The organism is Burkholderia sp. 572, assembly GCF_040545135.1.
Taxonomy (GTDB): domain Bacteria; phylum Pseudomonadota; class Gammaproteobacteria; order Burkholderiales; family Burkholderiaceae; genus Burkholderia; species Burkholderia cepacia.
This window is the reverse complement of sequence record NZ_JBEPLH010000012.1, coordinates 172,233-194,335: the sequence shown is the minus strand read 5'-3', so window position 1 is coordinate 194,335 and position 22,103 is coordinate 172,233. Positions and strand designations below refer to the sequence as shown.

The window sequence follows — 22,103 nt, the reverse complement described above, 5'->3', positions numbered from 1 at the left end:
CCCTCGAGCGCGAACCGGCCGGCCGCTCAGCCCTGCCGGGCCGACTCCGCCGACTCCGCCGCCTGAACCGACTGCGCAGAAAGGCGCCGCAGGTCGCGGCTCACCTTCTCCATCACCGGCTCCCACGCGCCGAACGCCGGCTGCCGGTACAGTGTCGCGGTCGGGTACCACGGACTGTCCGTGCGTTCGAGCAGCCAAGGCCAGTGCGGATTCACGTCGAGCAGCACCCACGTGCGCGCGCCGAGCGCGCCCGCCAGGTGCGCGACCGACGTGCACACGGTGATCACCAGATCCAGCGCGCCGATGAACGCGGCCGTATCGTCGAAGCTCGTCAGTTCCGCCGTGAAGTCCTCGATCGCGAAGCCGGCCGCGCGCGCCGCCGCGACATCCGCCTGCGCACCCGGCTGCAGCGAATGAAACGCGACGCCGTCGATCCCGCGGAACGCGTCGGCATAACGCTCGAGCCCGACGCGCCGGAACGGATTGCGCTGGTGCCCCGCGCTGCCCGTCCACACGAGCCCGACCTTCAGCCGGCTGTCGCCCGCGAGCCGCGCGCGCCACGCGTCGCGCGCGAGCGGATCGGCATGCAGGTACGGCACCGACGACGCGAGCGTCGACGCTTCCATGCCGAGCATCAGCGGCAGGCCGATCAGCGGTATTTCGTAATCGAAGGCGGGCAGCACGTCGACGCCGCCGCCCGCGCTGAACGCATCCGCATGCGCGCCGAGGCTGCGCTGCATCAGCGTGCCCACCTGCGGGAACGTGTTCCATATGAGCCGGCCGCCCTCGCGATGCACGCGCTCGGCGAGCGGCGCGACGAAGCGGCAGAACTGCAGCACGTCGCCGAGCCCCTGCTCGCCCCACACGAGCAGCGTCTTGCCGGCGAGCGGCTCGCCCTGCCAGCGCGGGCCCGGCAGCACCGGCCGGCGGCCGCGCAACTCGCCCGCGCCGTCCCAGCGCGCCTCGTGGCCGCGCCAGCCGGCCGCATGGTTGCCGCGCACGAGCTGGATGATCGCCAGGTTGAAACGATAGGACGCGTCGTCGGGCGCCAGCTCGCACGCGCGCGCCGCGCAGCGCTCGGCATCGTCCCAGCGCTGCGCCTCCTTCATCGCCATCGCGACGTTGTTCATCGCGAGCGCGTTGTCGGGCGCGAGCTCCACGAGCCGCGCGGCGCACGCGAGCGCGCCGTCCAGGTCGTGCGTCGCGATCCGCGCGACGACGAGGTTGATCCATGCCTGCACGTCGCGCGGATCGGCGCGCACGGCCGCGTCGAGCAGCGCGATCTCCTCCGCGCGGTCGCTGCCCGACAGCCGCAGCGCGATCGCGAGGTTGTTGCGCAGCGACGGCCGCTCGGCGTCGAGCGCCAGCGCCGCGCGATACGGCGCCACGGCGTCCGCGTGACGACCCGCCATCTGCAGCGCGTAGCCGAGATTGAAGTACGCGGTCGCGCCCGGCTGCACGCGCGCCGCGCATTCGGCGAGCGCGACCGCATCGGCCGTGCGTTGCCGCGTGAGGAGCGCGCCGGTGAGCTGCGCGAGCGCATCGGCGTCGACCGCATGCAGGTGCGCGGCGGCGGCCAGCCACAGATCGTGCGCGGCGGCCTCGCCGCGCGCCTGCGCGTCGGCGGCCTGCCCGAGCAGCGCGAGGAAGGGCGGAAGCAGCGGAATGAGGATGTCGGTCGGATCGTCCATGCAGTCGGGATCGGCAAGCGGTGGCGCGGCACGCGCCGCGCGCACCGCAATACGCGCATCTTAACGCCCGTGCGAAGCCGTGCGGCACGCGCGTCGCGACCTGCCGCGCGCGGCCGCCCGGTGCGCGCCGGCCGCGCCCGCGCAGGCCGCCCGGACGGGGCCGACGGCACGCCCGCCCGCGTTCCGGCCGCATCCGCTCGCCGATCCGGTAAAATTACGCGTTTCAGCACACTAACAAGCCGCGCCGCCGCGCGAGCCGACTCTCCGGGCCCCGCCCGGAGTGCCGCCCGCAACGGAGCGCCAGCGCCACGAAGGCTCTTCATGCTTACGTTTCAGCAAATCATCCTGACGCTGCAGTCCTACTGGGACAAGCAGGGTTGCGCCCTGCTCCAGCCCATCGACATGGAAGTCGGTGCAGGCACGTCGCACGTGCACACGTTCCTGCGCGCGGTCGGCCCCGAGCCGTGGCGCGCCGCGTACGTACAGCCGTCGCGCCGCCCGAAGGACGGCCGCTACGGCGAGAACCCGAACCGCCTGCAGCACTACTACCAGTACCAGGTCGTGCTCAAGCCGGCACCGGAAAACATCCTCGACCTGTACCTCGGCTCGCTCGAGGCGCTCGGCTTCGACCTGCAGCAGAACGACGTGCGCTTCGTCGAGGACGACTGGGAAAACCCGACGCTCGGCGCGTGGGGCCTCGGCTGGGAAGTGTGGCTGAACGGGATGGAAGTCACGCAGTTCACGTATTTCCAGCAGGTCGGCGGCCTCGACTGCAAGCCGGTGCTCGGCGAGATCACGTACGGCCTCGAGCGCCTCGCGATGTACCTGCAGAAGGTCGAGAACGTGTACGACCTCGTGTGGACCGAGTGGGAAGAGCAAGGCCCGAACGGCCCCGAGCTGCGCCGCCTGTCGTACGGCGACGTCTACCACCAGAACGAGGTCGAGCAGTCGACCTACAACTTCGAGCACGCGAACGTCGACCTGCTGTTCACGTTCTTCAACAGCTACGAAGCGGAAGCGAAGAAGATGATCGACGCGCAGCTCGCGCTGCCCGCGTACGAGCTCGTGCTCAAGGCCGGCCACACGTTCAACCTGCTGGACGCGCGCGGCGCGATCTCGGTCACCGAACGCGCGGCGTACATCGGCCGCATCCGCGCGCTGTCGCGTCTCGTCGCACAGGCCTACTACGACTCGCGCGAGAAGCTCGGCTTCCCGATGCTCGGCAACCCGCCGGGCGTGCCGGGCCTCACCACCGACGCCCAGGACGCCGCCCAGCCGGCATGGGCGCCGCCGCTCAAGGTCGAACGCAAGATCGATCAGGACTGACGAGACGAGATTCAATCCAGACATGACGCACAATCATCCCGCCCCCCTGCTCGTCGAACTGCTGACTGAAGAGCTGCCGCCGAAGGCCCTCGCGCGCCTCGGCGACGCATTCGCCGAAGGCCTCGCGCAACGCCTCGCGGCACGCGACCTCGTCGACGGCGAACTCGTGTTCGAACGCTACGCCACGCCGCGCCGCCTCGCCGTCGTCGTGCAGAACGTGCGCGCCGTCGCACCTGAAAAGCAGGTCCGCGAAAAGGTCCTGCCCGTGTCGGTCGCGCTCGACGCCGAAGGCAAGCCGACCGCCCCGCTCGCGAAGAAGCTCGCGGCGCTCGGCCACCCGAACCTGTCGATCGCCGATCTCGAGCGCGCGCAGGACGGCAAGGCCGAAGCGTTCTTCATCAACTATTCGGCAGCCGGCGCGACGCTCGCCGACGGCCTGCAGGCCGCGCTCGACGAAACGCTCGAGAAGCTGCCGATCCCGAAGGTGATGACCTACCAGCGCCCGGACGGCTCCGACGTGAAGTTCGTGCGCCCGGTGCATCGCCTGACGGTGCTGCACGACGACCGCATCGTGCCCGTCACCGCATTCGGCGTCGACGCGGGCGACACGACGCTCGGCCACCGCTTCCTGTCCGACGGCCTCGTCGCGATCCAGCATGCACGCGCATACGCCGACACGCTGCGCGACAAGGGCCGCGTGATCGCGCACTTCGCCGATCGCCGCGAAACGATCCGCACGCAACTGAACGAACACGCGAACGGCGATACCGTCGTGATGCCCGAAGCGCTGCTCGACGAAGTGACGTCGCTGGTCGAATGGCCGGTCGTCTACCCGTGCCGCTTCGAGGACGAATTCCTGCAGGTTCCGCAGGAATGCCTGATCCTCACGATGCAGACGAACCAGAAGTATTTCGCGCTGACCGACGTCGGCGGCAAGCTGCGCTCGCGCTTCCTGATCGTGTCGAACATCGAGACGAAGACGCCGGGCGAGATCATCGAAGGCAACGAGCGCGTCGTGCGCCCGCGCCTCGCCGATGCGAAGTTCTTCTTCGAGCAGGACAAGAAGAAGCCGCTCGCCGACCGCGTGCCGCAGCTCGCGAACGTCGTGTATCACAACAAGCTCGGTTCGGCGCTCGCGCGCGTCGAGCGCCTCGAGGCGCTGGCCGGCGAGATCGCCCCCGCGATCGGCGCCGACGCCGCGCACGCGAAGCGCGCCGCGCGCCTCGCGAAGGCCGACCTGCTGACCGACATGGTCGGCGAGTTCCCGGAACTGCAGGGCACGATGGGCACGTACTACGCGCGCCACGACGGCGAAGCCGACGACGTCGCGCTCGCCTGCGCCGAGCACTACCAGCCGCGTTTCTCCGGCGACGCACTGCCGACCACGCCCGTGTCGACCGCCGTCGCGCTCGCCGACAAGCTCGAGACGATCGTCGGCATCTGGGGGATCGGCCTCGCGCCGACCGGCGAGAAGGATCCGTTCGCGCTGCGCCGCCACGCACTCGGCGTGCTGCGCCTGCTGCTCGAGAAGCAGCTGCCGCTCGATCTCGTGTCGCTGCTGCGCACGGCCCATGCGCGCTTCGAAGGCGTGCCGGGCGTGGCCGAATCGACCGACGCGATCCTCGCGTTCTTCATGGATCGCCTGCGCGGCCTGCTGCGCGAGCGCGGCTATTCGGCCGGCGAAATCGATGCGGTGCTGAGCCTGAACCCGACGCGCGTCGACGATCTCGTCGCGCGCCTCGACGCGGTGCGCGAATTCACGCACCTCGCGGAAGCCGAAGCGCTCGCGGCCGCGAACAAGCGGATCTCGAACATCCTGAAGAAGTCGGAGGGCGGCGCGAACGGTGCGGTGCAGCCGACGCTGCTCGTCGAGGCCGCCGAGAAGGCGCTGCACGAACAGCTCGCGGCCGTGACGCCGCACGTGCAGTCGCAGCTCGAGGCGCGTGCGTACACGGGCGCGCTGTCGGCGCTCGCCGCGCTGCGCGCACCGGTCGACACGTTCTTCAACGACGTGATGGTCAACGCGGAAGATCCGGCACTGCGCGCGAACCGTCTCGCGCTGCTGTCCGCGCTGCACCAGCAGATGAACTGCGTCGCCGACATCTCGAAGCTCGCCGCATAAGGGCCGCACGATGCCGACCAGCCCCAACCGAAAGCTCGTCGTCCTCGACCGGGACGGCGTGATCAACGTCGATTCGGATGCGTTCATCAAGACGCCCGACGAATGGATCGCGCTGCCCGGCGCCCTCGAGGCGATTGCCCGGCTCAACCACGCGGGGTATCGCGTGGTCGTCGCGACCAACCAGTCCGGCATCGGTCGCGGGCTGTTCGACATGGCCGCGCTCAACGAGATGCACCTGAAGATGCATCGCGCGGCGGCCGCGGTCGGCGCGCGGATCGACGCGGTGTTCTTCTGCCCGCACACGGCCGAGGATCACTGCGACTGCCGCAAGCCGAAACCCGGGATGATGCAGATGATCGCCGAGCGCTTCGAGATCGATCCCGATCACACGCCGGTGGTCGGCGATTCGCTGCGCGACCTGCAGGCCGGCGTCGCGGTCGGCTTCCAGCCGTACCTCGTGCTCACCGGCAAGGGCAAGAAGACGCTCGCCGCCGGCAACCTGCCGCCCGGCACGAAGGTCCACGACGACCTGCGCGCGTTCGCGCTCGATTTCCTTTCACACGAACACGAGTGATGCGGCCGCCGCGCGCATCCTCCCTAACGCCAGACTTACGCCGATGCGCTTCGTCCGCTCCCTGCTGCTGCTGATCTACTTCGTCGTGTACACGGTGCCGTACGCCACCGCGTGCTTCATCGCCTTTCCGTTCATGCGCGCCGACGCGCGCTACTGGATGGCGGCCGGCTGGTGCAAGTCCACGCTGTGGGTCGTGCGCTGGCTGAACGGCATCCGCTACCGGATCGAAGGCTACGAGAACCTGCCCGACGGCCCGGCCGTGCTGCTGTCGAAGCACCAGTCCGCATGGGAAACGCTCGCGTTTCCCGCGCTGATGCCGAAACCGCTCTGCTACGTGTTCAAGCGCGAGCTGCTGTACGTGCCGTTCTTCGGCTGGGCGCTCGGGCTGCTGCACATGGTCAACATCAACCGCAAGGAAGGCAAGAACGCGTTCACGTCGGTGATCCGCCAGGGCAAGAAGCGCCTGTCGGAAGGCGCATGGATGATCATGTTCCCGGAAGGCACGCGCACGCCGGTCGGCAAGCAGGGCAAGTACAAGACGGGGGGCGCGCGCTTCGCGATCGAAACCGGCGCACCCGTCGTACCGATCGCGCACAATGCAGGCCGGGTGTGGCCGCGCAACTCGTTCACGAAATTCCCGGGCGTCGTCACCGTGTCGATCGGCAAGCCGATTCCCAGCGAGGGGCTGACGCCCGATGCATTGAACTCGCAGGTCGAAGCATGGATCGAAGCGGAAATGCGCCGGATCGATCCGGATTCGTATCGCCAGGCGGGCAACGCCGGCACGCGCGATGCCGCGCGTGTCTGACGCCCCCGGGTGGCAGCCGTTGCGTACGACAAAAAGAAGCGAACTGATGAAACAGCGTCCGCGGCCACGGCCTGCCGTCGTGGCCCTCGATCATCGCCAGATGGATCTGCCGCTCTTCGACGGGCCGGCCGCCGCGCCGTCGGCGCCCGCTGCCCCGCCCGCGCCGACCGAAGCGGCCCCCGCTGCGCCCCTCGATCCGGGCCCCGCGCCCGACCGCTCGCGCGTGCGGACGTTCGCACTCGACAGCCGCGTGCTCGAATACCGCCTGAAGCGCTCGGCGCGCCGGACGATCGGCTTCACGATCGACGGCAGCGGGCTGTCGATCACCGCGCCGCGCTGGGTCACGCTCGCCGACATCGAAGCCGCGATCGCCGAGAAACAACGCTGGATCTTCGCGAAGCTCGCCGAGTGGAAGACGCGCACCGAGCAGCGCGCGCTGCCGCAGATCGACTGGCGCGACGGTGCGCAGCTGCCCTATCTCGGCAAGACGGTGACGATCGCGCTCGGCGCGGGCGCCGTCGCATTCGACGCCGATGCGTTACGGCTCTCGCTGCCGCTGCCCGTGCAGGCCGACATGCAGCAGATCAAGGATCGCGTGCAGGGCTGGCTGCAGGGCGAAGCCCGGCGAATCTTCGGTGAACGCCTCGCGGTGTACGCGGAGAAGCTCGGCGTCACGTATTCGATGTATGCGCTGTCGTCGGCCGCGACGCGCTGGGGCAGTTGCTCGAGCGACGGCAAGATCCGCCTGAACTGGCGGCTGATCCATTTCCCGATGTCGATCATCGACTACGTCGTCGCGCACGAGTTGTCGCACCTGCGCGAAATGAACCACAGCCCGGCCTTCTGGCAGACCGTCGAGTCGATCTTCCCCGAGTTCCGCGAAGCGCGCCACACGCTCAAGCATCACCCGCCCGAGCTGCTGCCGTCGCTTTGACGCGCACGGCTTCGCCGCCAACGAAAAAGGGCGATGCGGGTCACTCCGCATCGCCCTTTTTTGCCGCCGCGCACATCGCACGCCACGGCCCGGTTCATCCGGCGCTCAGTGCGCCTTTTTCTGAATGAACTCGATCTTGTAGCCGTCCGGATCCTCGACGAACGCGATCACGGTCGTGCCGTGCTTCATCGGGCCCGCTTCGCGCGTGACCTTGCCGCCTTGCGCCTTGATCCTGTCGCAGGCCGCGTACGCGTCGTCGACTTCCAGCGCCAGATGGCCGAAACCCGTGCCGAGGTCGTAGGACGGGGTATCCCAGTTATGGGTCAGTTCGATCACCGTGTTGTTGCTTTCATCGCCGTAGCCGACGAATGCGAGCGTGAACTTGCCTTCCGGATAGTCGTCGCGGCGCAGCACCTTCATGCCGAGCAATTCGGTGTAGAACTTGATCGAGCGGTCGAGATCGCCGACTCGCAGCATCGTATGCAGCAATCGCATGTGTTGTACTCCTGTGGGGACTTTCCAGAACCGGGAACTCTACCAGAGTCGGGTGAACTTCGCCGGGGGCGCCTAGCCGGGGGCGCCCAGCTCGGGGCGCCTGGCCGGGGACGCCCGGCGGGTAACGCCTGCCGGCGCAAGGGCAACGCGGAAAACAGCACGCCCCTGCTCGCCCGACTACCGAGCGGATCGGGTAACATCCTTCCACCTCGCACCAAAAGCGGGCATGCGACCCACCGCCCGAACGCGACCACCCACTCCCCCTACCGCCACACTGCCGTGCGACACCGCCGATTCGAGCGCGCCGGATGCGCCACCCTCCCGATCTCGCAGCCGCCGTACCGAACCGGCGAGGTTCGCCGATGAGTGCACTCGCTGCCCCCGTGCGCCGCGCGCTCGACATGCGCGCCGTCGGCCTGATGCTGCTGCTGTGCGCGATCTGGGGCTTCCAGCAGGTCGCGATCAAGAGCACGAACGCCGCGATCGCGCCGATGTTCCAGGCCGGACTGCGCTCGGTGATCGCGGCGGCGCTGCTGTGGGGCTGGGCCCGCTCGCGCGGTACGCCGCTGTTTCAGGCGGACGGCACGTTCGGCGCGGGCCTCGCGGCCGGCGCGCTGTTCGCCGGCGAATTCATCTGCGTGTTCTTCGGGCTGACGCTGACGAGCGCGTCGCACATGGCGATCTTCCTGTACACGGCGCCGTGCTTCACCGCGCTGGGCCTGCACCTGTTCGCACCCGGCGAACGGCTGCAACGCACGCAGTGGGCCGGCGTCGGCCTGGCATTCGCCGGCATCGCGCTCGCGTTCGCGGACGGCTTCCTGAAGCCGCGCGCCCCCGGCGCATCCGTGCTGGCCGGGCTCGCCGGCGACGCGCTCGGGATCCTCGGCGGCGCGATGTGGGCCGCGACGACCGTCGTCGTACGCTCGACGGCGCTCGCACGGGCGAGCGCGAGCAAGACGCTGTTCTACCAGCTCGCGGTATCGGCGGTCGTGCTGGTCGCGCTGGCCGCACTGTTCGGCCAGATGTCGTTCGCGCACGTCACGCCGGTCGCGGTCGCGAGCCTCGCGTATCAGTCGGTGATCGTCGCGTTCGTCAGCTACCTGTCGTGGTTCTGGCTGCTGACGCGCTACAGCGCATCACGACTGTCCGTGTTCACGTTCCTGTCGCCGCTGTTCGGCGTCGCGTTCGGCGTGCTGCTGCTCGGCGAATCCGTCGGCTGGCGCTTCATGTCGGCGGCCGCGCTCGTGCTGACGGGCATCGCGCTCGTCAACGCGCCGCCGCGTCGGCGCGCGTAACGACACCCGGTCGCGGCCCGGCATCGACGAATACGGCGCGGGGAAAATGAAAAAGGCTGCCCGCCAGGGCAGCCTCGTGAACCTCGAGCCGACGTGCGACGCGCGCATGACGCACGCGCTGCCGTTACTCCGCGGCCTTGCGCACCTTCGCCAGCGCCTGCGCCACGCCGACGTACTCGGCCACGCTCACATCCTCCGCACGGCGCGCGAGATCGAAGCCGAGCGCATCGAAATCGATCGTCGCGCGATAGTCGCCGAGCGTATTGCGCAGCATCTTGCGGCGCTGCGAGAACGCCGCGGTGACGATTTCGCCGAGCAGCCCGGGATCGACATCCGGCAGTTCGTGCGGCTCGTACGGAATCATCCGGACGATCGCCGAATCGACCTTCGGCGGCGGCTGGAACGATTCCGGCGGCACGTCGAGCATCTTTTCCATCACGTAGCGGTACTGCAGCATCACCGACAGACGCGAAAACGCCTTCGTGCCCGGCTCCGCGACCATCCGTTCGACGACTTCGTTCTGCAGCATGAAGTGCTGGTCGATGACCGCATCGGCGAACGTCATCAGGTGAAACAGCAGCGGGCTGGAAATGTTGTAAGGCAGGTTGCCGACGATCCGCAACGACGGCTTGTCGCCGGGTGCCGCGAGCGAGCGGAAGTCGAACGCGAGCGCGTCGCCTGCATGCAGTTCGAGCAGCGCGCCGAAGCGCTGCTGCAGGCGCCCGATCAGGTCGCGGTCGAGCTCGACCGCATGCAGCGGCGACTCGGGCGTCGCGAGGCGCGCGATCAGCGGCTCGGTCAGCGCGCCGAGCCCGGGGCCGATCTCGACCATGCGCTGGCCGCGCGCGGGGCCGATCGTCGCGACGATCGAGTCGATCACGCCGTGATCGACGAGGAAGTTCTGCCCGAAGCGCTTGCGCGCGAAATGGCCTTGGTGCTGTCTGCTGTTCGACATCGACTGAGTAAAACGAAAAATACGACGAATGAGGTAAAGCCGGGCCGCGTCAGGCGGTGCGGCGATGGCGCGCCATCGTGACGGCCGTGTCGAGCGCGGCGATCATGCTGCCCGGATCCGCGCGGCCCGTGCCGGCCAGATCGAGTGCCGTGCCGTGATCGACCGACGTCCGGATGATCGGCAGCCCGAGCGTCACGTTGATGCCCTCGCCGAACGTCGCGTACTTCAGCACGGGCAGGCCCTGGTCATGGAACATCGCGAGCACGCAATCGGCATCGGCGAGATGGCGCGGCTGGAACAGCGTGTCGGCCGGATACGGGCCGCGCGCGTCGATGCCCTGCGCGTTCGCGCGGGCCAGTGCCGGCGAGATCACGTCGATCTCCTCGCGGCCGAGATAACCGTTCTCGCCCGCGTGCGGGTTCAGGCCCGTCACGAGAATGCGCGGCGCGGCGAGACCGAAGTCGCGCCGCAGGTCGCGATCGATGATCGCGAGCGTCTCGACGAGCCCGTCGACCGTCAGTGCGGCCGACACGTCCTTCAGCGGCAGGTGCGTGGTCGCGAGCGCCACGCGCAGCGGCCGGTGGCCGGTACCGGCCAGCATCATCACGACACGCGGCGTATGCGTACGCTCCGCCAGGTACTCGGTATGGCCGGTGAACGGCACGCCCGCATCGTTGATCGTGCTCTTCTGCAACGGCGCGGTGACGATCGCGTCGTACCGGCCCGCCAGCGCGCCGTCGATCGCCGCGTCGAGCAGCCCGAGCACGTAAGGGCCGTTCGCCGCGTCCAGCCTGCCCGCCTGGGCGGGCACGGCGAGCGCGTGATGCGCGACCGACACCGGCCCGCTGCCGGCCAGCGTGGCCCGGTCGGCGCCGACGGCCGCCGCACGCGCGTCGAGCAGCGCCGCATCGCCGAGCACGGTGAAATGCGCGTCGGGCCAGCGCTGCGCGGCATCACGCAGCGCCTGCACGGTCAGTTCCGGGCCGACCCCCGCGGGTTCGCCGGTCGTGATCGCGATCTGCAGCGCGGGCGTGGTCATCGGAAGCTCGCTCAGTTCGCCGGGCCGACGCCGCCGATCTTGTACTGCACGTACGACGAATCGCGCAGCTCGCGCAGCCAGTCGGCATACGCCTGCTCGGCCTTGCGCTGGCCGATCGCCTGACGCGCGATATCCATCTGCTGCTGCACCGAACCTTCCGCTTCGCGGCGGCCCAGCACCTGGATCAGGTGATAGCCGTACTCGGTACGGATCGGCTGGCTGATCTGGCCGTCCTGCAGGTTGTTCATCGCGCGCTCGAATTCCGGCACGGTCTCGCCCGGACTGATCCAGCCGAGATCGCCGCCCTGCGACGCCGAACCGTCCTGCGAATACGTGCGCGCGAACTTCGCGAAATCGCCGCCGGCCTCGACCTGGTTGCGGATGTCGGCCAGTTGCTGGCGCGCCTGGCCTTCGGACTTGCCTTCGCCCACGCGCAACAGGATGTGGCGCACGTGCGTCTGGACGATCTTCGGTGCCGCGGCCGACGCGCCCTGGCTCTGGCGACGATCGACGAGACGCACGATCTCGAAGCCGTCCGGCACGCGGATCAGCGTCGGGTTGACCTGGCCCGGGCGCAGCTTCGATGCGGCGTCGACGACGTCGGCCGGCAGCGCGCTCGGCGACTTGAAGCCGAGGTCACCGCCCTTCTTCGCGTCGTTCGCTTCCGAATTGTTCTTCGCGAGCTTCTCGAAATCGGCACCCGACTTCGCCTGCTGCAGCAACGCGTCAGCCTTCTTCTGCGCGGCTTCGATGTCGGCCTGCGGCGCGTTGGTCGGTGCCTTGATGAAGATGTGCTGGAAGCGCAGGTCCTGCTGCTGCGACGCGTTCGGCCCGCGCTGGCTCGCGATGTAGTTCGCGACCTCGGCGTCCGACACGGTGATCTTGCCGTCGACCTCGCGCTCGCGCAGCTTCGACAGCATCAGTTCGGTGCGCGCATCGCTCGTGAAGATGCTCCAGGGCACGCCTTGCGCCTCGAGACGCGCGCGGTACTGGTCGAGCGTCATGCCGTTCGCCTGCGCGAGGCGCTGCAGCGTGGACTGTACCGTCGCGTCGTCGATGCGGATCCCGTCGTCCTTGGCCTTCTGCACCTGGATACGCTCGAGCACCATCTGGTTCAGCACCTGCGCGCGCAACTGGTCGGTCGGCGGCACGGGGGCGTTCTGCTGCTGCAGCCGGCGCGCGATCAGGCCGGCCCGCTGGTCGAGTTCGCGGCCGGTGATCACGTCGTTGTTGACGACCGCGACGACTTCGTCGGCGAGCTGCGCACCTTGCGAACCGAGCGCCTGCGCCGCGGCCGGCGCAGAGGCGAGCAGCGCGGCGGCCGCAGCGAGGCTGGACACGACTGCCGCGAAACGAAGGGTTTTCTTCATTGCCACTGGAACTCCATTGAAATCGTGCTGACCGGTGCAGACAAGCCGGCGTTACTCGTAGTTGCTGAAGCGGGACATCGGCGGCGGCGGCGGCGGCAGCGGCGTGTAGCCCGGCACCCCGGCGCGGAACGCGGACACGAGGCCGTTGTCGACGGTCGACAGGCCCTTGAGCGTGAGCTGCATCATGAAGCGCGTCGACGAATTCTGCTGTCCGGACGAATTGATGCCGTTCGCCGCCCGCTGCACCCCGACCCCGAGCGCCCAGCAATCCGCGTCGTATTGTAAGCCGACCAGACCGTCGACCACGCGATCGCCGGCGAGATCGTAGTTGAAGCGGCCGATCGCATACAGGCGGCGCGTGAGCGGCCATTGCGCGGACACCAGGAACTGGTTGATCGGCTGGTTGTCGAGCGTGGTGTTCGCCCGCGTATAGCGGTAGCCGACGTTGATCACGCGGCGCTCGCCCGGGCTGTAGCCGAAACCGACGCTCGACTTCACGAGCTGGTTGTTGTTCTGGTTGTACTGGAACGCCGTCTCGGACATGAAACCCGAACCGAGCTTCAGCGCGGCCCCGACGATCAGGTCCGAGTGGCGCGCCAGCACCGCACTCTGCCCGGCATTCAGCGTGACGCGCTGATCGGCGAAGTAGTACTGCTGCGCGATCACGAAACGCGCTCGCTCGTCGCCGGTGCGCGGATCGATGAAGCGCGAGGTCAGGCCGGCCGTGATGCGGTTCGCATCGGCGATCCGGTCGTTGCCGACGAACGTGTTCGGCTGGTAGATCTCCGCGAGGCCGAAGTCCGATTCCGCGGTGTCGAACAGCGGCGCGTTCGACTGGTCGCGATACGGCGTGTACACGTAGTACAGGCGCGGCTCGAGGGTCTGGATGAAATCCTGGCCGAACAGGCGCACCGAGCGGTCGAAGATCAGGCCCGAATCGAAGCTCACGGTCGGGATCGACTCGGTGAAGCGCTTCGGGCTGTTCGGCGTTTTCGACGACAGGTAGTTCAGGTCGTACGACGCGAAGTGGTACTGGACCTTCGGCACGACGAAGTAGCCGGGGCCGTACACGCCGTACGCGATGTACGGGTTGAAGACGATCCGGTCGCCTTCGGTCGCGTCGGCCGTCGTGATGCGGAACCGCGAATAGTCGGCTTCCGCGCCGAAGTCGAAGCCGCCGACGTTGTACTTCGTGTACTTCACGTTCAACTGCGGCTCGCGGCTGTACGGCGCGATCGACGGCGGCAGCGTCTGCCAGTGCTGGTAGCGCGCGAGCACCGACCACGGGCCGTTGTTGTACGTGAGGCCCGCTTCCTGCTGGTACAGCGTCTGCGTCCCGTTGATGAACTGGTTCGACGAACCCAGTTGCTCGGGATACAGATTGTCCGAGACCTTGTTGTAGTAGACGTAGCCGCCGAAACCGCCGCCGAAGTTCTGCTGGTGCTGCCAGTAGATCGCGTAGCGGTTGCGGTGCTCGAGCCGGTCATCCGGCAGGTAATTGGCCGTGAACGTGCCCGAATACGACGGCGACAGGTAGCGGAACGTCGCCTCGGTCATCACGCCGCGCCGCGAGATGATGCGCGGCGTGAGCGTCAGGTCGCGGTTCGGCGCGATGTTGAAGTAGTACGGCAGCGTCAGCTCGAAGCCGTTGCTCGAGTTCACCGAGAACGTCGGCGGCAGCAGGCCGCTGCGCCGCTCGCCCGACAGCGGGAACGTCATCCACGGGCTCGCGAAGATCGGCACGCCCTGGAAGAACAGCACGCCGTTGCGCGCGGTGCCTTCATCGGCGCCCGTATCGAAGTCGAAGCGGCTGCCCTTGATGTACCACGCGGGGTTCGTCGAGCACTGGCACGCGGTATAGGTACCGTTGACGAACACCGAGCGCTCGTTGTCGACCATGTCGACACGCTCCGCGCTGCCCGAGCCGCCCGTCACGTTGAAGTGATACTTCGGCGCCGTCATGAAGCCCTGGTTCGCCTCGATCTTCAGGTGCGCCTCGGGGCCCGCGAACGACGTGCCGGAATTGATCACCCTGACCTGGCCGTACGCATCGGCCATGTCGGTATCCTGATCGTAGTGGATCGCGTCGGCCTTCACGACGGCGTCACCGCGCCGCAGCTCGGCCGAACCCTTCGCGGCGAGATCCTGCTCGGCGGTGCCGCTCGTGTGGTCGGCGATCACGAAGGCGGCCGGCTTCGCGCCCTCCTTCAGCGGACGATCCTCGAGCTGGGGCGCGAGACGCAGATCCCACGGCGAGTCGAGCGGCTGCGGCTGCGCGGCCGCGCCCGACAGCTGCGCGTACGACACGGCCGGCACGAGGCCGGGCACGGCCAGGAGCGCGAGCGCGAGCCGCCGTTTGCGCGGCACCCCGTCACCGGGGAAAACATTCGGGAATAGCGGTTTGGGCGGCATCTATCGTTTGGCGAATCGCCCCTTGTCAGCCGCGCCGTCGCGGCACATTCGCGCACGGCGGGCCGCGCCGTCGCACCGCGACTGCGGCTGAGCGCAAACCGGGGAGGCGATCGGGTGGCGGCGCGACAGGCGGCGGGCCTGCACGGCGGAAAGCTGACGCGGGGTGCGTCAAAAAAGTCGTGGGGTATTATATGGCAAGACGTTCCCCCCTCCTCCGAGTTTCATGACGCCCCCATCCGCCGCATCCCAGCCCGACGCCCGCCTCGAAGCGCTCACCGCGTGGCTGCACCCGCTCGCCGAGCGCTACGCGCTCGACCTGTCGACCCTCGCGCCCGCATCGTCGGACGCCAGTTTCCGCCGCTATTTCCGGATTGCGTCGGCCACGAGCGCCGGCGGCACGCTGATCGCCGTCGACGCGCCGCCGCCCGAGAAGTGCCGCGAGTTCGTCCAGGTCGCGCAACTGCTCGCCGCGGCCGGCGACCATGTGCCGGACGTGCTGGCCCACGATTTCGACGCGGGTTTCATGCTCGTGACCGATCTCGGCCGCACGCCGTACATCTCGGTGCTCGATCCGGCCGACCCGGCCGCCGCGAAACCGCTGATGCGCGAAGCACTCGACGCGCTGATCCGCTTCCAGCTCACGTCGAAACCCGACGTGCTGCCGCCGTTCGACGAGGCGTTCCTGCGCCGCGAGATGGAGCTGATGCCCGAATGGTTCGTCGGCCGCCACCTCGGCAAGCCCGTCACCGACGCGATGCGTGGCACGCTCGACCGCACCTTCGCGCTGCTGGTCGCGAGCGCCCACGCACAGCCGCAGGGTTTCATGCTGCGCGACTTCATGCCGCGCAACCTGATGGTGTGCGAGCCGAACCCGGGCATCCTCGACTTCCAGGACGCCGTCTACGGGCCGCTGACGTACGACGTCGTGTCGCTGCTGCGCGACGCCTTCATCAGCTGGGACGAGGAGTTCGAGCTCGACTGCTTCGCGTACTACTGGGAAAAGGCGAAAAAGGCCGGGCTGCCGGTCGATCCCGATTTCGGCGAGTTCTACCGCCAGCTCGAATGGATGGGGCTGCAGCGCCACATCAAGGTGCTCGGCCTGTTCGCGCGCATCAATTACCGCGACGGCAAGCCCCATTACCTGAACGACCTGCCGCGCTTCATCGCGTATGCGCGCAAGGTCGCGCTGCGCTACCGCCCGCTCGTGCCGTTCGCGAAGCTGCTCGACGAGCTCGAGGGCAACGCGCCGGCCGACGTGGGCTATACGTTCTGATCGTTCCGACTTTCCTGACACCCGGCCGAACATGAGCAACACCCTGACGACGGCGATGATCTTCGCCGCCGGGCGCGGCGAACGGATGCGCCCGCTCACCGACACCCGCCCGAAGCCGCTCCTCGAAGCGGGCGGCAAGCCGCTGATCGCGTGGCAGATCGAAGCGCTCGCACGCGCGGGTATCGAGACGATCGTGATCAACCACGCGTGGCTCGGCGAACAGATCGAGGCCGCGCTCGGCGACGGGTCGCGCTGGGGCGTACGGCTCGCGTACTCGGCCGAAGGCGAGGCACTGGAAACCGCGGGCGGCATCGCGCAGGCGTTGCCGCTGCTCGAGCGCGACGGACAACCGGCCGTGTTCGCGGCGGTCAGCGGCGACGTGTACTGCGCCTTCGACTACCGGACGCTCGCGCCGCGCGCCGCCCGGATGGCCGCGCTCGACGCGCCGGCGATGCACCTCGTGATGGTGCCGAACCCGCCGTTCCACCCGGCCGGCGACTTCGCGCTCGGCGACGACGGCCGCCTGGTGCTCGACGGCGCCGCGCGCTTCACGTTCGGCAACATCGGCCTGTACGACACGCGGATGTTCCGCGATCTCGCGCCCGGCACGCGGCGCGCGCTGACGCCGTACTATCGCGCGGCGATCGAAGCCGGCCGCGCGAGCGGCGAACTGTACGAAGGGTTTTGGGAGAACGTCGGCACGCCCGCGCAGCTCGGCGAGCTCGACGCGCGGCTGCGCGCCGCGGGCTGATCGTTTCGCGGCTGGGCGGCTGGGCGGCTGGGCGGCTGGGCGGCTGGGCGGCTGGGCGGCTGGGCGGCGGTTCGGCGGTTCGGCGGTTCGGCGGTTCGGCGGTTCGGCGGTTCGGCGGTTCGGCGGTTCGGCGGTTGATACCCCGACTTGTCAACGACCGCGCGACCGATCGGCGCCGGACCAAGCTCCAGGATCCGATGTCGCTGACGCTCCGCCGAGTCACCCGGCCCTGACGGCACCACACCGCCCGTTCCTGCCGCGCACCGCGCAATACCCGCGCCTACGCGGCCTCTGCCTCTTCCCCGCCCGCCGCCGCGCGCTGCTGCTGCAGCGCCCACATCTGCGCATACAACCCGTCGGCGCGCACGAGTTCGTCGTGCGTGCCCCGCTCGACGATCCGCCCGTGATCCATCACGAGGATCTGCTGCGCGTGCACGACCGTCGACAGCCGGTGCGCGATCACGAGCGTCGTGCGATGCCGCGCGATCTGGTCGAGCTCGTGCTGGATCGCCCGCTCCGAGCGCGAATCGAGCGCCGAAGTCGCCTCGTCGAACAGCAGCACCGGCGGATCCTTCAACAGCGTGCGCGCGATCGCGACGCGCTGCTTCTCGCCGCCCGACAGCTTCAGCCCGCGCTCGCCGACCGGCGTGTCATAACCCTTCGGCAAGCTTTCGATGAAATCGTGGATGTGCGCGGCGCGCGCGGCCGCGATCACCTCGTCGCGGGTCGCGCTCGGCCGGCCGTACGCGATGTTGTAGTAGATCGAGTCGTTGAACAGCACGGTGTCCTGCGGCACGATCCCGATCGACGCACGCAGCGAATCCTGCGTGACGTCGCGGATATCCTGGCCGTCGATCCGGATCGCGCCGCCCGCCTGCCGGTCGAGATCGTAGAAACGAAACAGCAGCCGCGACAGCGTCGACTTCCCGGAGCCGCTGTGGCCGACCACCGCGGTCGTCGTGCCCGCGTCGATCGTGAAGGACACGTCGTGCAGGATCGGCCGCGACGCCTCGTACGCGAAATTCACATGCTCGAAGCGCACCTGCGCGCCGGCGACCGCGAGCGGCCGCGCATCGGGCAGGTCGGCCACTTCCTTCGCGGCCGACAGCAGCCCGAACATCCGGTCCATGTCAGTGAGGCTCTGCTTCAGCTCGCGATAGACGACGCCAAGAAAGTTCAGCGGAATGTACAGCTGCAGCATGAACGTGTTGATCAGCACGAGATCGCCGAGCGTCAGCTTGCCCGCGAGCACGCCCTGCGTCGCGCGCCACAGGATGAACACGAGCCCCGTGCCGATGATCGCCTGCTGGCCGAAGTTCAGCACCGACAGCGAATTCTGCGAGCGGATCGCGGCCTTCCGGTAGCGCTTGAGGTTCTCGTCGTAGCGCTGCGCCTCCCACTCCTCGTTGCCGAAATACTTGACCGTCTCGTAGTTGATCAACGAATCGATCGCCCGTGAGTTCGCGCGCGAATCGAGTTCGTTCATCGTGCGGCGGAAATGCGTACGCCAGTTGGTGACCTTCACCGTGAACACGATGTACGTGACCAGCGCCGCGAACGTCACGTACGCGTAATAGGCCTCGTACTTGACCACGAAGAAGCCGAGCACGAGCCCGACCTCGACGAGCGTCGGCAGGATGCTGTACAGCGAATACGAGATCAGTTGCTGGATGCCGCGCGTGCCGCGCTCGATGTCGCGCGACATGCCGCCCGTCTGGCGTTCGAGATGGAACCGCAGCGACAGCCCGTGCAGGTGCCGGAACACCTGCAGCGCGAGCTGGCGCACCGCGCTCTCGGTGACCTTCGAGAACAGGATCTCGCGCAGCTCGGTGAACAGCGACGTCGACAGCCGCACGAGCGCATACGCGACGACCAGCAACCCGACGCCGCCCGCGAGCACGATGCCGGCCGACTGTTCGGCGCGGCCGAGCGCGGTGATCTGCTGGACGTAGGACAGGTGGTCGACGATGCGCTTCATCACGACCGGCACACCGAGGTTCGCGACCTTCGCGCCGATCAGGCAGCCGAGCGCGAGCGCGACGCGCCATTTGTAGGTGGTCAGGTACGGCAACAGCGACCGGATGGTCTGCCAGTCGTTGCGGGGCCCGGTCGAAGCCGGCGCGGGCTCGCCGGAAGCAGGAAATCGGCGCATGAGGGGAAGGATCGGCGGCGGTGCCGGGCGCGTGATCGGCGGCCGGCTCGCTCACTTTCTCGTACAATTTGCGAACGTTGTATTGTCGCAGAAGCCGCTTCGCGCCGCTGCCGGCGCCCTCGCCGGCCGGCCTGCGCGCGGCGGCATGTTTCTTACAGGATGAAAGCCCCCGCCATGACCGATTCGACCCTCGAACTCCCGCAAAAACAGCCCGCGCTGCGCGTCGTCCCGCAACCGCACGACGCGAACGTCCACGGCGACGTGTTCGGCGGCTGGATCATGTCGCAGGTCGACATCGCCGGCTCGATCCCCGCGAGCCAGCGCGCGAATGGTCGCGTCGCGACGGTCGCGGTCAACTCGTTCGTGTTCAAGCAGCCGGTGTTCGTCGGCGATCTGCTGAGCTTCTACGCGACCATCATGCGCACCGGCAACACGTCGATCACGGTCGACGTCGAGGTGTACGCGCAGCGCATGCGCCTGATGGGTGAAATCGTGAAGGTCACCGAAGCGACGCTCACCTACGTCGCGACCGGCCCCGACCGCAAGCCGCGGCAACTGCCGCCGCTCTGACGGACGAGCGCCGAACGGCGCTCCCCCTCCACCCGGCTGCGGCCACCTCAGTGCATGGCCGTCAGCCCGAACTCCCGCATCGCGGGCAGGAAATCGTGGTTCAGCTTCGGCTTGCGCGACAGCTTCACCAGCACGTAGCGCTGGAACGGCGCAAGCCGCTGCCACTGCGCAAGCCCGGGCGCCGTCAGTCCGGCCAGCGCGCTCTGCTGCACGAGCGACTCCGGCACGATGTCGGTGGCGCGCCAGGCCGGCTGCTCGTCCGGCTGGAACCACGAGGGTTCCAGATCCGCGTGCGTACGCAGCATTTCGAACAGCGCGTGATCGAAGTTGGGCTCGATCGCGGTGTCGTCGTCGGCCGGAAAGCGTGCGAGCAGCTTGCGGTCCTCGAGCGGCAGCAGTTGCCACTGTTCCAGCGAAATCCGCAGACCGAAACGGTCGAGATTGAAACGCACGATCATCGGGATGTACGTGAAGTTTTCCGACGATTCGTGTTCGAAGGCGAATAGCAGTGGAGCGTCGCTGAGTCCCATGATCGTTACCTGATGTGGCGGATGCCGGCGCGGCCGGCTTGCCTGGGGTATTTTAGAACCTCTGCGCGCGGGCGGCGGATACGAATGCCGCCGCCCGCGCGCCGAATCAACGGGAGTGCTCGTGAATCCGACCGAATCCGGTGAAATGCGCGACGAACCGCGCGGCGCGATCGAACTGTCCGTACGCCGCACGCGCGGCGGCGCGGTCGAAACCGCGCACGACTACGTGGGCCAGGAGTGGCCCGTCGCACTCGTCTTCAACGGCATCTCGCACGCGGTGATGATGTGTACGCCGTGCGACCTCGAAGCGTTCGCGGTCGGTTTCGCGATCTCGGAAGGGATCGTCGCGCGCGGCAGCGACATCAAGGACATCGAGGTGATCCTGCACGCCGACGCCCCGCTGCCGCATGCGGAAGTCCACCTGGAGGTCGTCCAGCAGGCGTTCGCCGCGCTGAAGGACCGGCGCCGCGCGCTCGCGGGGCGCACCGGCTGCGGCGTATGCGGGATCGAAAGCATCGACCTGCTCGACCTCGCGCCCGAGCGCGTGCCCGATACGGGCTTTCTCGCGCGCCTCGCCCCCGACGCGCTGACGCGCGCGGCGCAGGCGCTGCCGGCGCATCAGGCGCTCACACGGCTCACGGGCGGCCTGCACGCGGCCGCGTGGTGCGACGCAACAGGCGCGATCCGGATGGCGTTCGAGGACGTCGGCCGCCACAACGCGCTCGACAAGCTGATCGGCTCGCTCGTGCTGTCGCGCGCCGACGCGACCGACGGCTTCGTGTTCCTGTCGAGCCGCGCGAGCTACGAGCTCGTGCGCAAGGCCGCACGGGTCGGCATCCCGATGGTGGCGACGATCTCCGCGCCGTCGTCGCTCGCGATCGAAATCGCGAAAGCAGCCGGCCTGCGGCTCGTCAGCTTCTGCCGCGAAACCGGCCACGTCGACTACGGCACGGCCTGATCGCGTTCGCGGCGGCGCGCCGGCGAGCCATCGCCGGCGCGGCCTGCTCCGTCAGTCGAACTGACGGAAATCCGGCTTGCGCTTCTCGAAGAACGCCGTCATCGCCTCGCGCGCTTCGGGCGCGCGCAGCATCGCGGCAAAGTGGCCCGCCTCCTCGGCCATCCGCGCGGACGTCGCCACACCGCCCGTATCCTTCAGCAGCGCCTTCGTCACGCGCAGCGACGCCGCCGGCAGCGCCGCGAGCTTCGCCGCCTGCTTCGCCGCGAACGCGTCGAGCTCGGCCGCCGGCAGCACGCGGTTGACGATGCCGATCCGGTGCGCTTCCAGCGCGTCGAACGCCTCGCCGAGCAGCAGCTTCTCGGCGGCGACCTGATGGCCGGCCAGGCGCGGCAGCAGCACGCTCGACGCGGCTTCCGGGCACAGGCCGAGCTGCGCGAACGGCAGCGAGAACGTCGCGGTGTCGGCGGCGTACACCAGATCGCAGTGCAGCAGCATCGTCACGCCGACGCCGATTGCGAGGCCCGGCACGGTGGCCACGATCGGCTTGCTCGCGGTGCTGATCCGCGCAAGGAACTGGAACACCGGAGCGGTGTCGTCCTTCGGCGGCGCCTTCATGAAATCCTCGAGATCGTTCCCCGCGGTGAAATTGCCGTCGCTGCCGCGCAGCAGGATCACGCGGATCGCCTTGTCTTCCTGCGCGTCGGCGAGCGCATCGGCCATCGTCTGGTACATCGCCGCCGTCAGCGCGTTCTTCTTCGCCGGGCGCGAGATCGTGATCGTCATCACGCCTTCGGCGCGTTCCACTTGAATTTCAGCCACAACCGTCTCCTTTGACTTTCCTCTACCGG

19 protein-coding genes are annotated in these 22,103 nt (G+C 68.6%); 10 read left to right on the top strand and 9 right to left on the bottom strand.

The window, feature by feature from the left end; all coding sequences use genetic code 11:
- Positions 1 to 26 precede the first annotated feature (26 nt).
- Positions 27 to 1,691: a tetratricopeptide repeat protein gene (locus tag ABIC51_RS23590; protein ID WP_175861888.1), complete on the bottom strand. Its 1,665-nt coding sequence runs from the start codon at positions 1,689 to 1,691 to the stop codon at positions 27 to 29.
- 321 nt (positions 1,692 to 2,012) lie between these two features.
- Here ABIC51_RS23590 and glyQ point away from each other — a divergent pair, with 321 nt between their 5' ends.
- Genes glyQ through ABIC51_RS23565 form a run of 5 tightly spaced genes read left to right on the top strand, consistent with a single transcriptional unit; the run spans position 2,013 to position 7,455 of the window.
- Entirely contained in the window at positions 2,013 to 3,017 is a 1,005-nt protein-coding gene (glyQ, locus tag ABIC51_RS23585; protein ID WP_011885965.1) for a glycine--tRNA ligase subunit alpha, read from the top strand.
- A gap of 22 nt (positions 3,018 to 3,039) precedes the next feature.
- Entirely contained in the window at positions 3,040 to 5,139 is a 2,100-nt protein-coding gene (glyS, locus tag ABIC51_RS23580; RefSeq protein ID WP_060194450.1) for a glycine--tRNA ligase subunit beta, read from the top strand.
- A gap of 10 nt (positions 5,140 to 5,149) precedes the next feature.
- On the top strand, positions 5,150 to 5,713 hold the full coding sequence (gene gmhB, locus ABIC51_RS23575) for a D-glycero-beta-D-manno-heptose 1,7-bisphosphate 7-phosphatase (protein WP_027789173.1): 564 nt from the start codon (positions 5,150 to 5,152) through the stop codon (positions 5,711 to 5,713).
- A 43-nt stretch (positions 5,714 to 5,756) separates the two neighbouring features.
- Complete coding sequence (locus ABIC51_RS23570; RefSeq protein WP_021161198.1) at positions 5,757 to 6,521, top strand: lysophospholipid acyltransferase family protein; 765 nt, start codon at positions 5,757 to 5,759, stop codon at positions 6,519 to 6,521.
- A gap of 46 nt (positions 6,522 to 6,567) precedes the next feature.
- The gene (locus tag ABIC51_RS23565; RefSeq protein ID WP_027789172.1) at positions 6,568 to 7,455 is read left to right on the top strand and encodes a M48 family metallopeptidase; all 888 of its coding nucleotides are present in this window, start codon (positions 6,568 to 6,570) and stop codon (positions 7,453 to 7,455) included.
- A gap of 105 nt (positions 7,456 to 7,560) precedes the next feature.
- Here the strand turns inward: ABIC51_RS23565 and gloA are convergent, their stop codons facing one another.
- The gene (gene gloA, locus ABIC51_RS23560) at positions 7,561 to 7,950 is read right to left on the bottom strand and encodes a lactoylglutathione lyase (RefSeq protein WP_059525951.1); all 390 of its coding nucleotides are present in this window, start codon (positions 7,948 to 7,950) and stop codon (positions 7,561 to 7,563) included.
- A 362-nt stretch (positions 7,951 to 8,312) separates the two neighbouring features.
- On the opposite strand from gloA, the gene ABIC51_RS23555 reads away from it, so the two are divergent.
- Positions 8,313 to 9,245: a DMT family transporter gene (locus tag ABIC51_RS23555; protein WP_059699921.1), complete on the top strand. Its 933-nt coding sequence runs from the start codon at positions 8,313 to 8,315 to the stop codon at positions 9,243 to 9,245.
- Positions 9,246 to 9,369: 124 nt separating this feature from the next.
- Here ABIC51_RS23555 and rsmA read toward each other — a convergent pair whose 3' ends face one another.
- From rsmA to ABIC51_RS23535, 4 genes are read right to left on the bottom strand one after another with little or no spacing between them, the layout of a single operon-like run.
- On the bottom strand, positions 9,370 to 10,200 hold the full coding sequence (gene rsmA / locus ABIC51_RS23550) for a 16S rRNA (adenine(1518)-N(6)/adenine(1519)-N(6))-dimethyltransferase RsmA (protein WP_146253691.1): 831 nt from the start codon (positions 10,198 to 10,200) through the stop codon (positions 9,370 to 9,372).
- Between the two features lie 49 nt (positions 10,201 to 10,249).
- Complete coding sequence (gene pdxA / locus ABIC51_RS23545) at positions 10,250 to 11,239, bottom strand: 4-hydroxythreonine-4-phosphate dehydrogenase PdxA (protein WP_021161203.1); 990 nt, start codon at positions 11,237 to 11,239, stop codon at positions 10,250 to 10,252.
- Between the two features lie 11 nt (positions 11,240 to 11,250).
- Positions 11,251 to 12,609 carry a peptidylprolyl isomerase gene (locus ABIC51_RS23540; protein WP_027789167.1) on the bottom strand — a complete coding sequence of 453 codons (1,359 nt, stop codon included), beginning with the start codon at positions 12,607 to 12,609 and terminating at the stop codon, positions 11,251 to 11,253.
- 51 nt (positions 12,610 to 12,660) lie between these two features.
- Positions 12,661 to 15,021, bottom strand: a complete 2,361-nt coding sequence (locus tag ABIC51_RS23535) for an LPS-assembly protein LptD (RefSeq protein ID WP_027789166.1) — start codon at positions 15,019 to 15,021, stop codon at positions 12,661 to 12,663.
- 223 nt (positions 15,022 to 15,244) lie between these two features.
- Here ABIC51_RS23535 and ABIC51_RS23530 point away from each other — a divergent pair, with 223 nt between their 5' ends.
- Positions 15,245 to 16,294, top strand: a complete 1,050-nt coding sequence (locus ABIC51_RS23530) for an aminoglycoside phosphotransferase family protein (RefSeq protein WP_027789165.1) — start codon at positions 15,245 to 15,247, stop codon at positions 16,292 to 16,294.
- 31 nt (positions 16,295 to 16,325) lie between these two features.
- Positions 16,326 to 17,045 carry an N-acetylmuramate alpha-1-phosphate uridylyltransferase MurU gene (gene murU / locus ABIC51_RS23525; protein WP_146253690.1) on the top strand — a complete coding sequence of 240 codons (720 nt, stop codon included), beginning with the start codon at positions 16,326 to 16,328 and terminating at the stop codon, positions 17,043 to 17,045.
- A gap of 280 nt (positions 17,046 to 17,325) precedes the next feature.
- On the opposite strand, the gene ABIC51_RS23520 is transcribed toward murU, so the two are convergent.
- Positions 17,326 to 19,197, bottom strand: coding sequence for an ABCB family ABC transporter ATP-binding protein/permease (locus ABIC51_RS23520; protein ID WP_027789163.1), 1,872 nt, complete (start codon positions 19,195 to 19,197; stop codon positions 17,326 to 17,328).
- Positions 19,198 to 19,371: 174 nt separating this feature from the next.
- Here ABIC51_RS23520 and ABIC51_RS23515 point away from each other — a divergent pair, with 174 nt between their 5' ends.
- The gene (locus ABIC51_RS23515) at positions 19,372 to 19,767 is read left to right on the top strand and encodes an acyl-CoA thioesterase (RefSeq protein ID WP_027789162.1); all 396 of its coding nucleotides are present in this window, start codon (positions 19,372 to 19,374) and stop codon (positions 19,765 to 19,767) included.
- A 47-nt stretch (positions 19,768 to 19,814) separates the two neighbouring features.
- On the opposite strand, the gene ABIC51_RS23510 is transcribed toward ABIC51_RS23515, so the two are convergent.
- A complete protein-coding gene (locus ABIC51_RS23510; protein WP_124839942.1) occupies positions 19,815 to 20,297 on the bottom strand; it encodes a nitrate reductase associated protein in 483 nt (160 codons plus the stop codon).
- A 115-nt stretch (positions 20,298 to 20,412) separates the two neighbouring features.
- On the opposite strand from ABIC51_RS23510, the gene fdhD reads away from it, so the two are divergent.
- The gene (gene fdhD / locus ABIC51_RS23505; protein ID WP_371141655.1) at positions 20,413 to 21,255 is read left to right on the top strand and encodes a formate dehydrogenase accessory sulfurtransferase FdhD; all 843 of its coding nucleotides are present in this window, start codon (positions 20,413 to 20,415) and stop codon (positions 21,253 to 21,255) included.
- Between the two features lie 51 nt (positions 21,256 to 21,306).
- Here the strand turns inward: fdhD and ABIC51_RS23500 are convergent, their stop codons facing one another.
- Entirely contained in the window at positions 21,307 to 22,074 is a 768-nt protein-coding gene (locus ABIC51_RS23500) for an enoyl-CoA hydratase (RefSeq protein ID WP_060174888.1), read from the bottom strand.
- Positions 22,075 to 22,103: the final 29 nt, after the last annotated feature.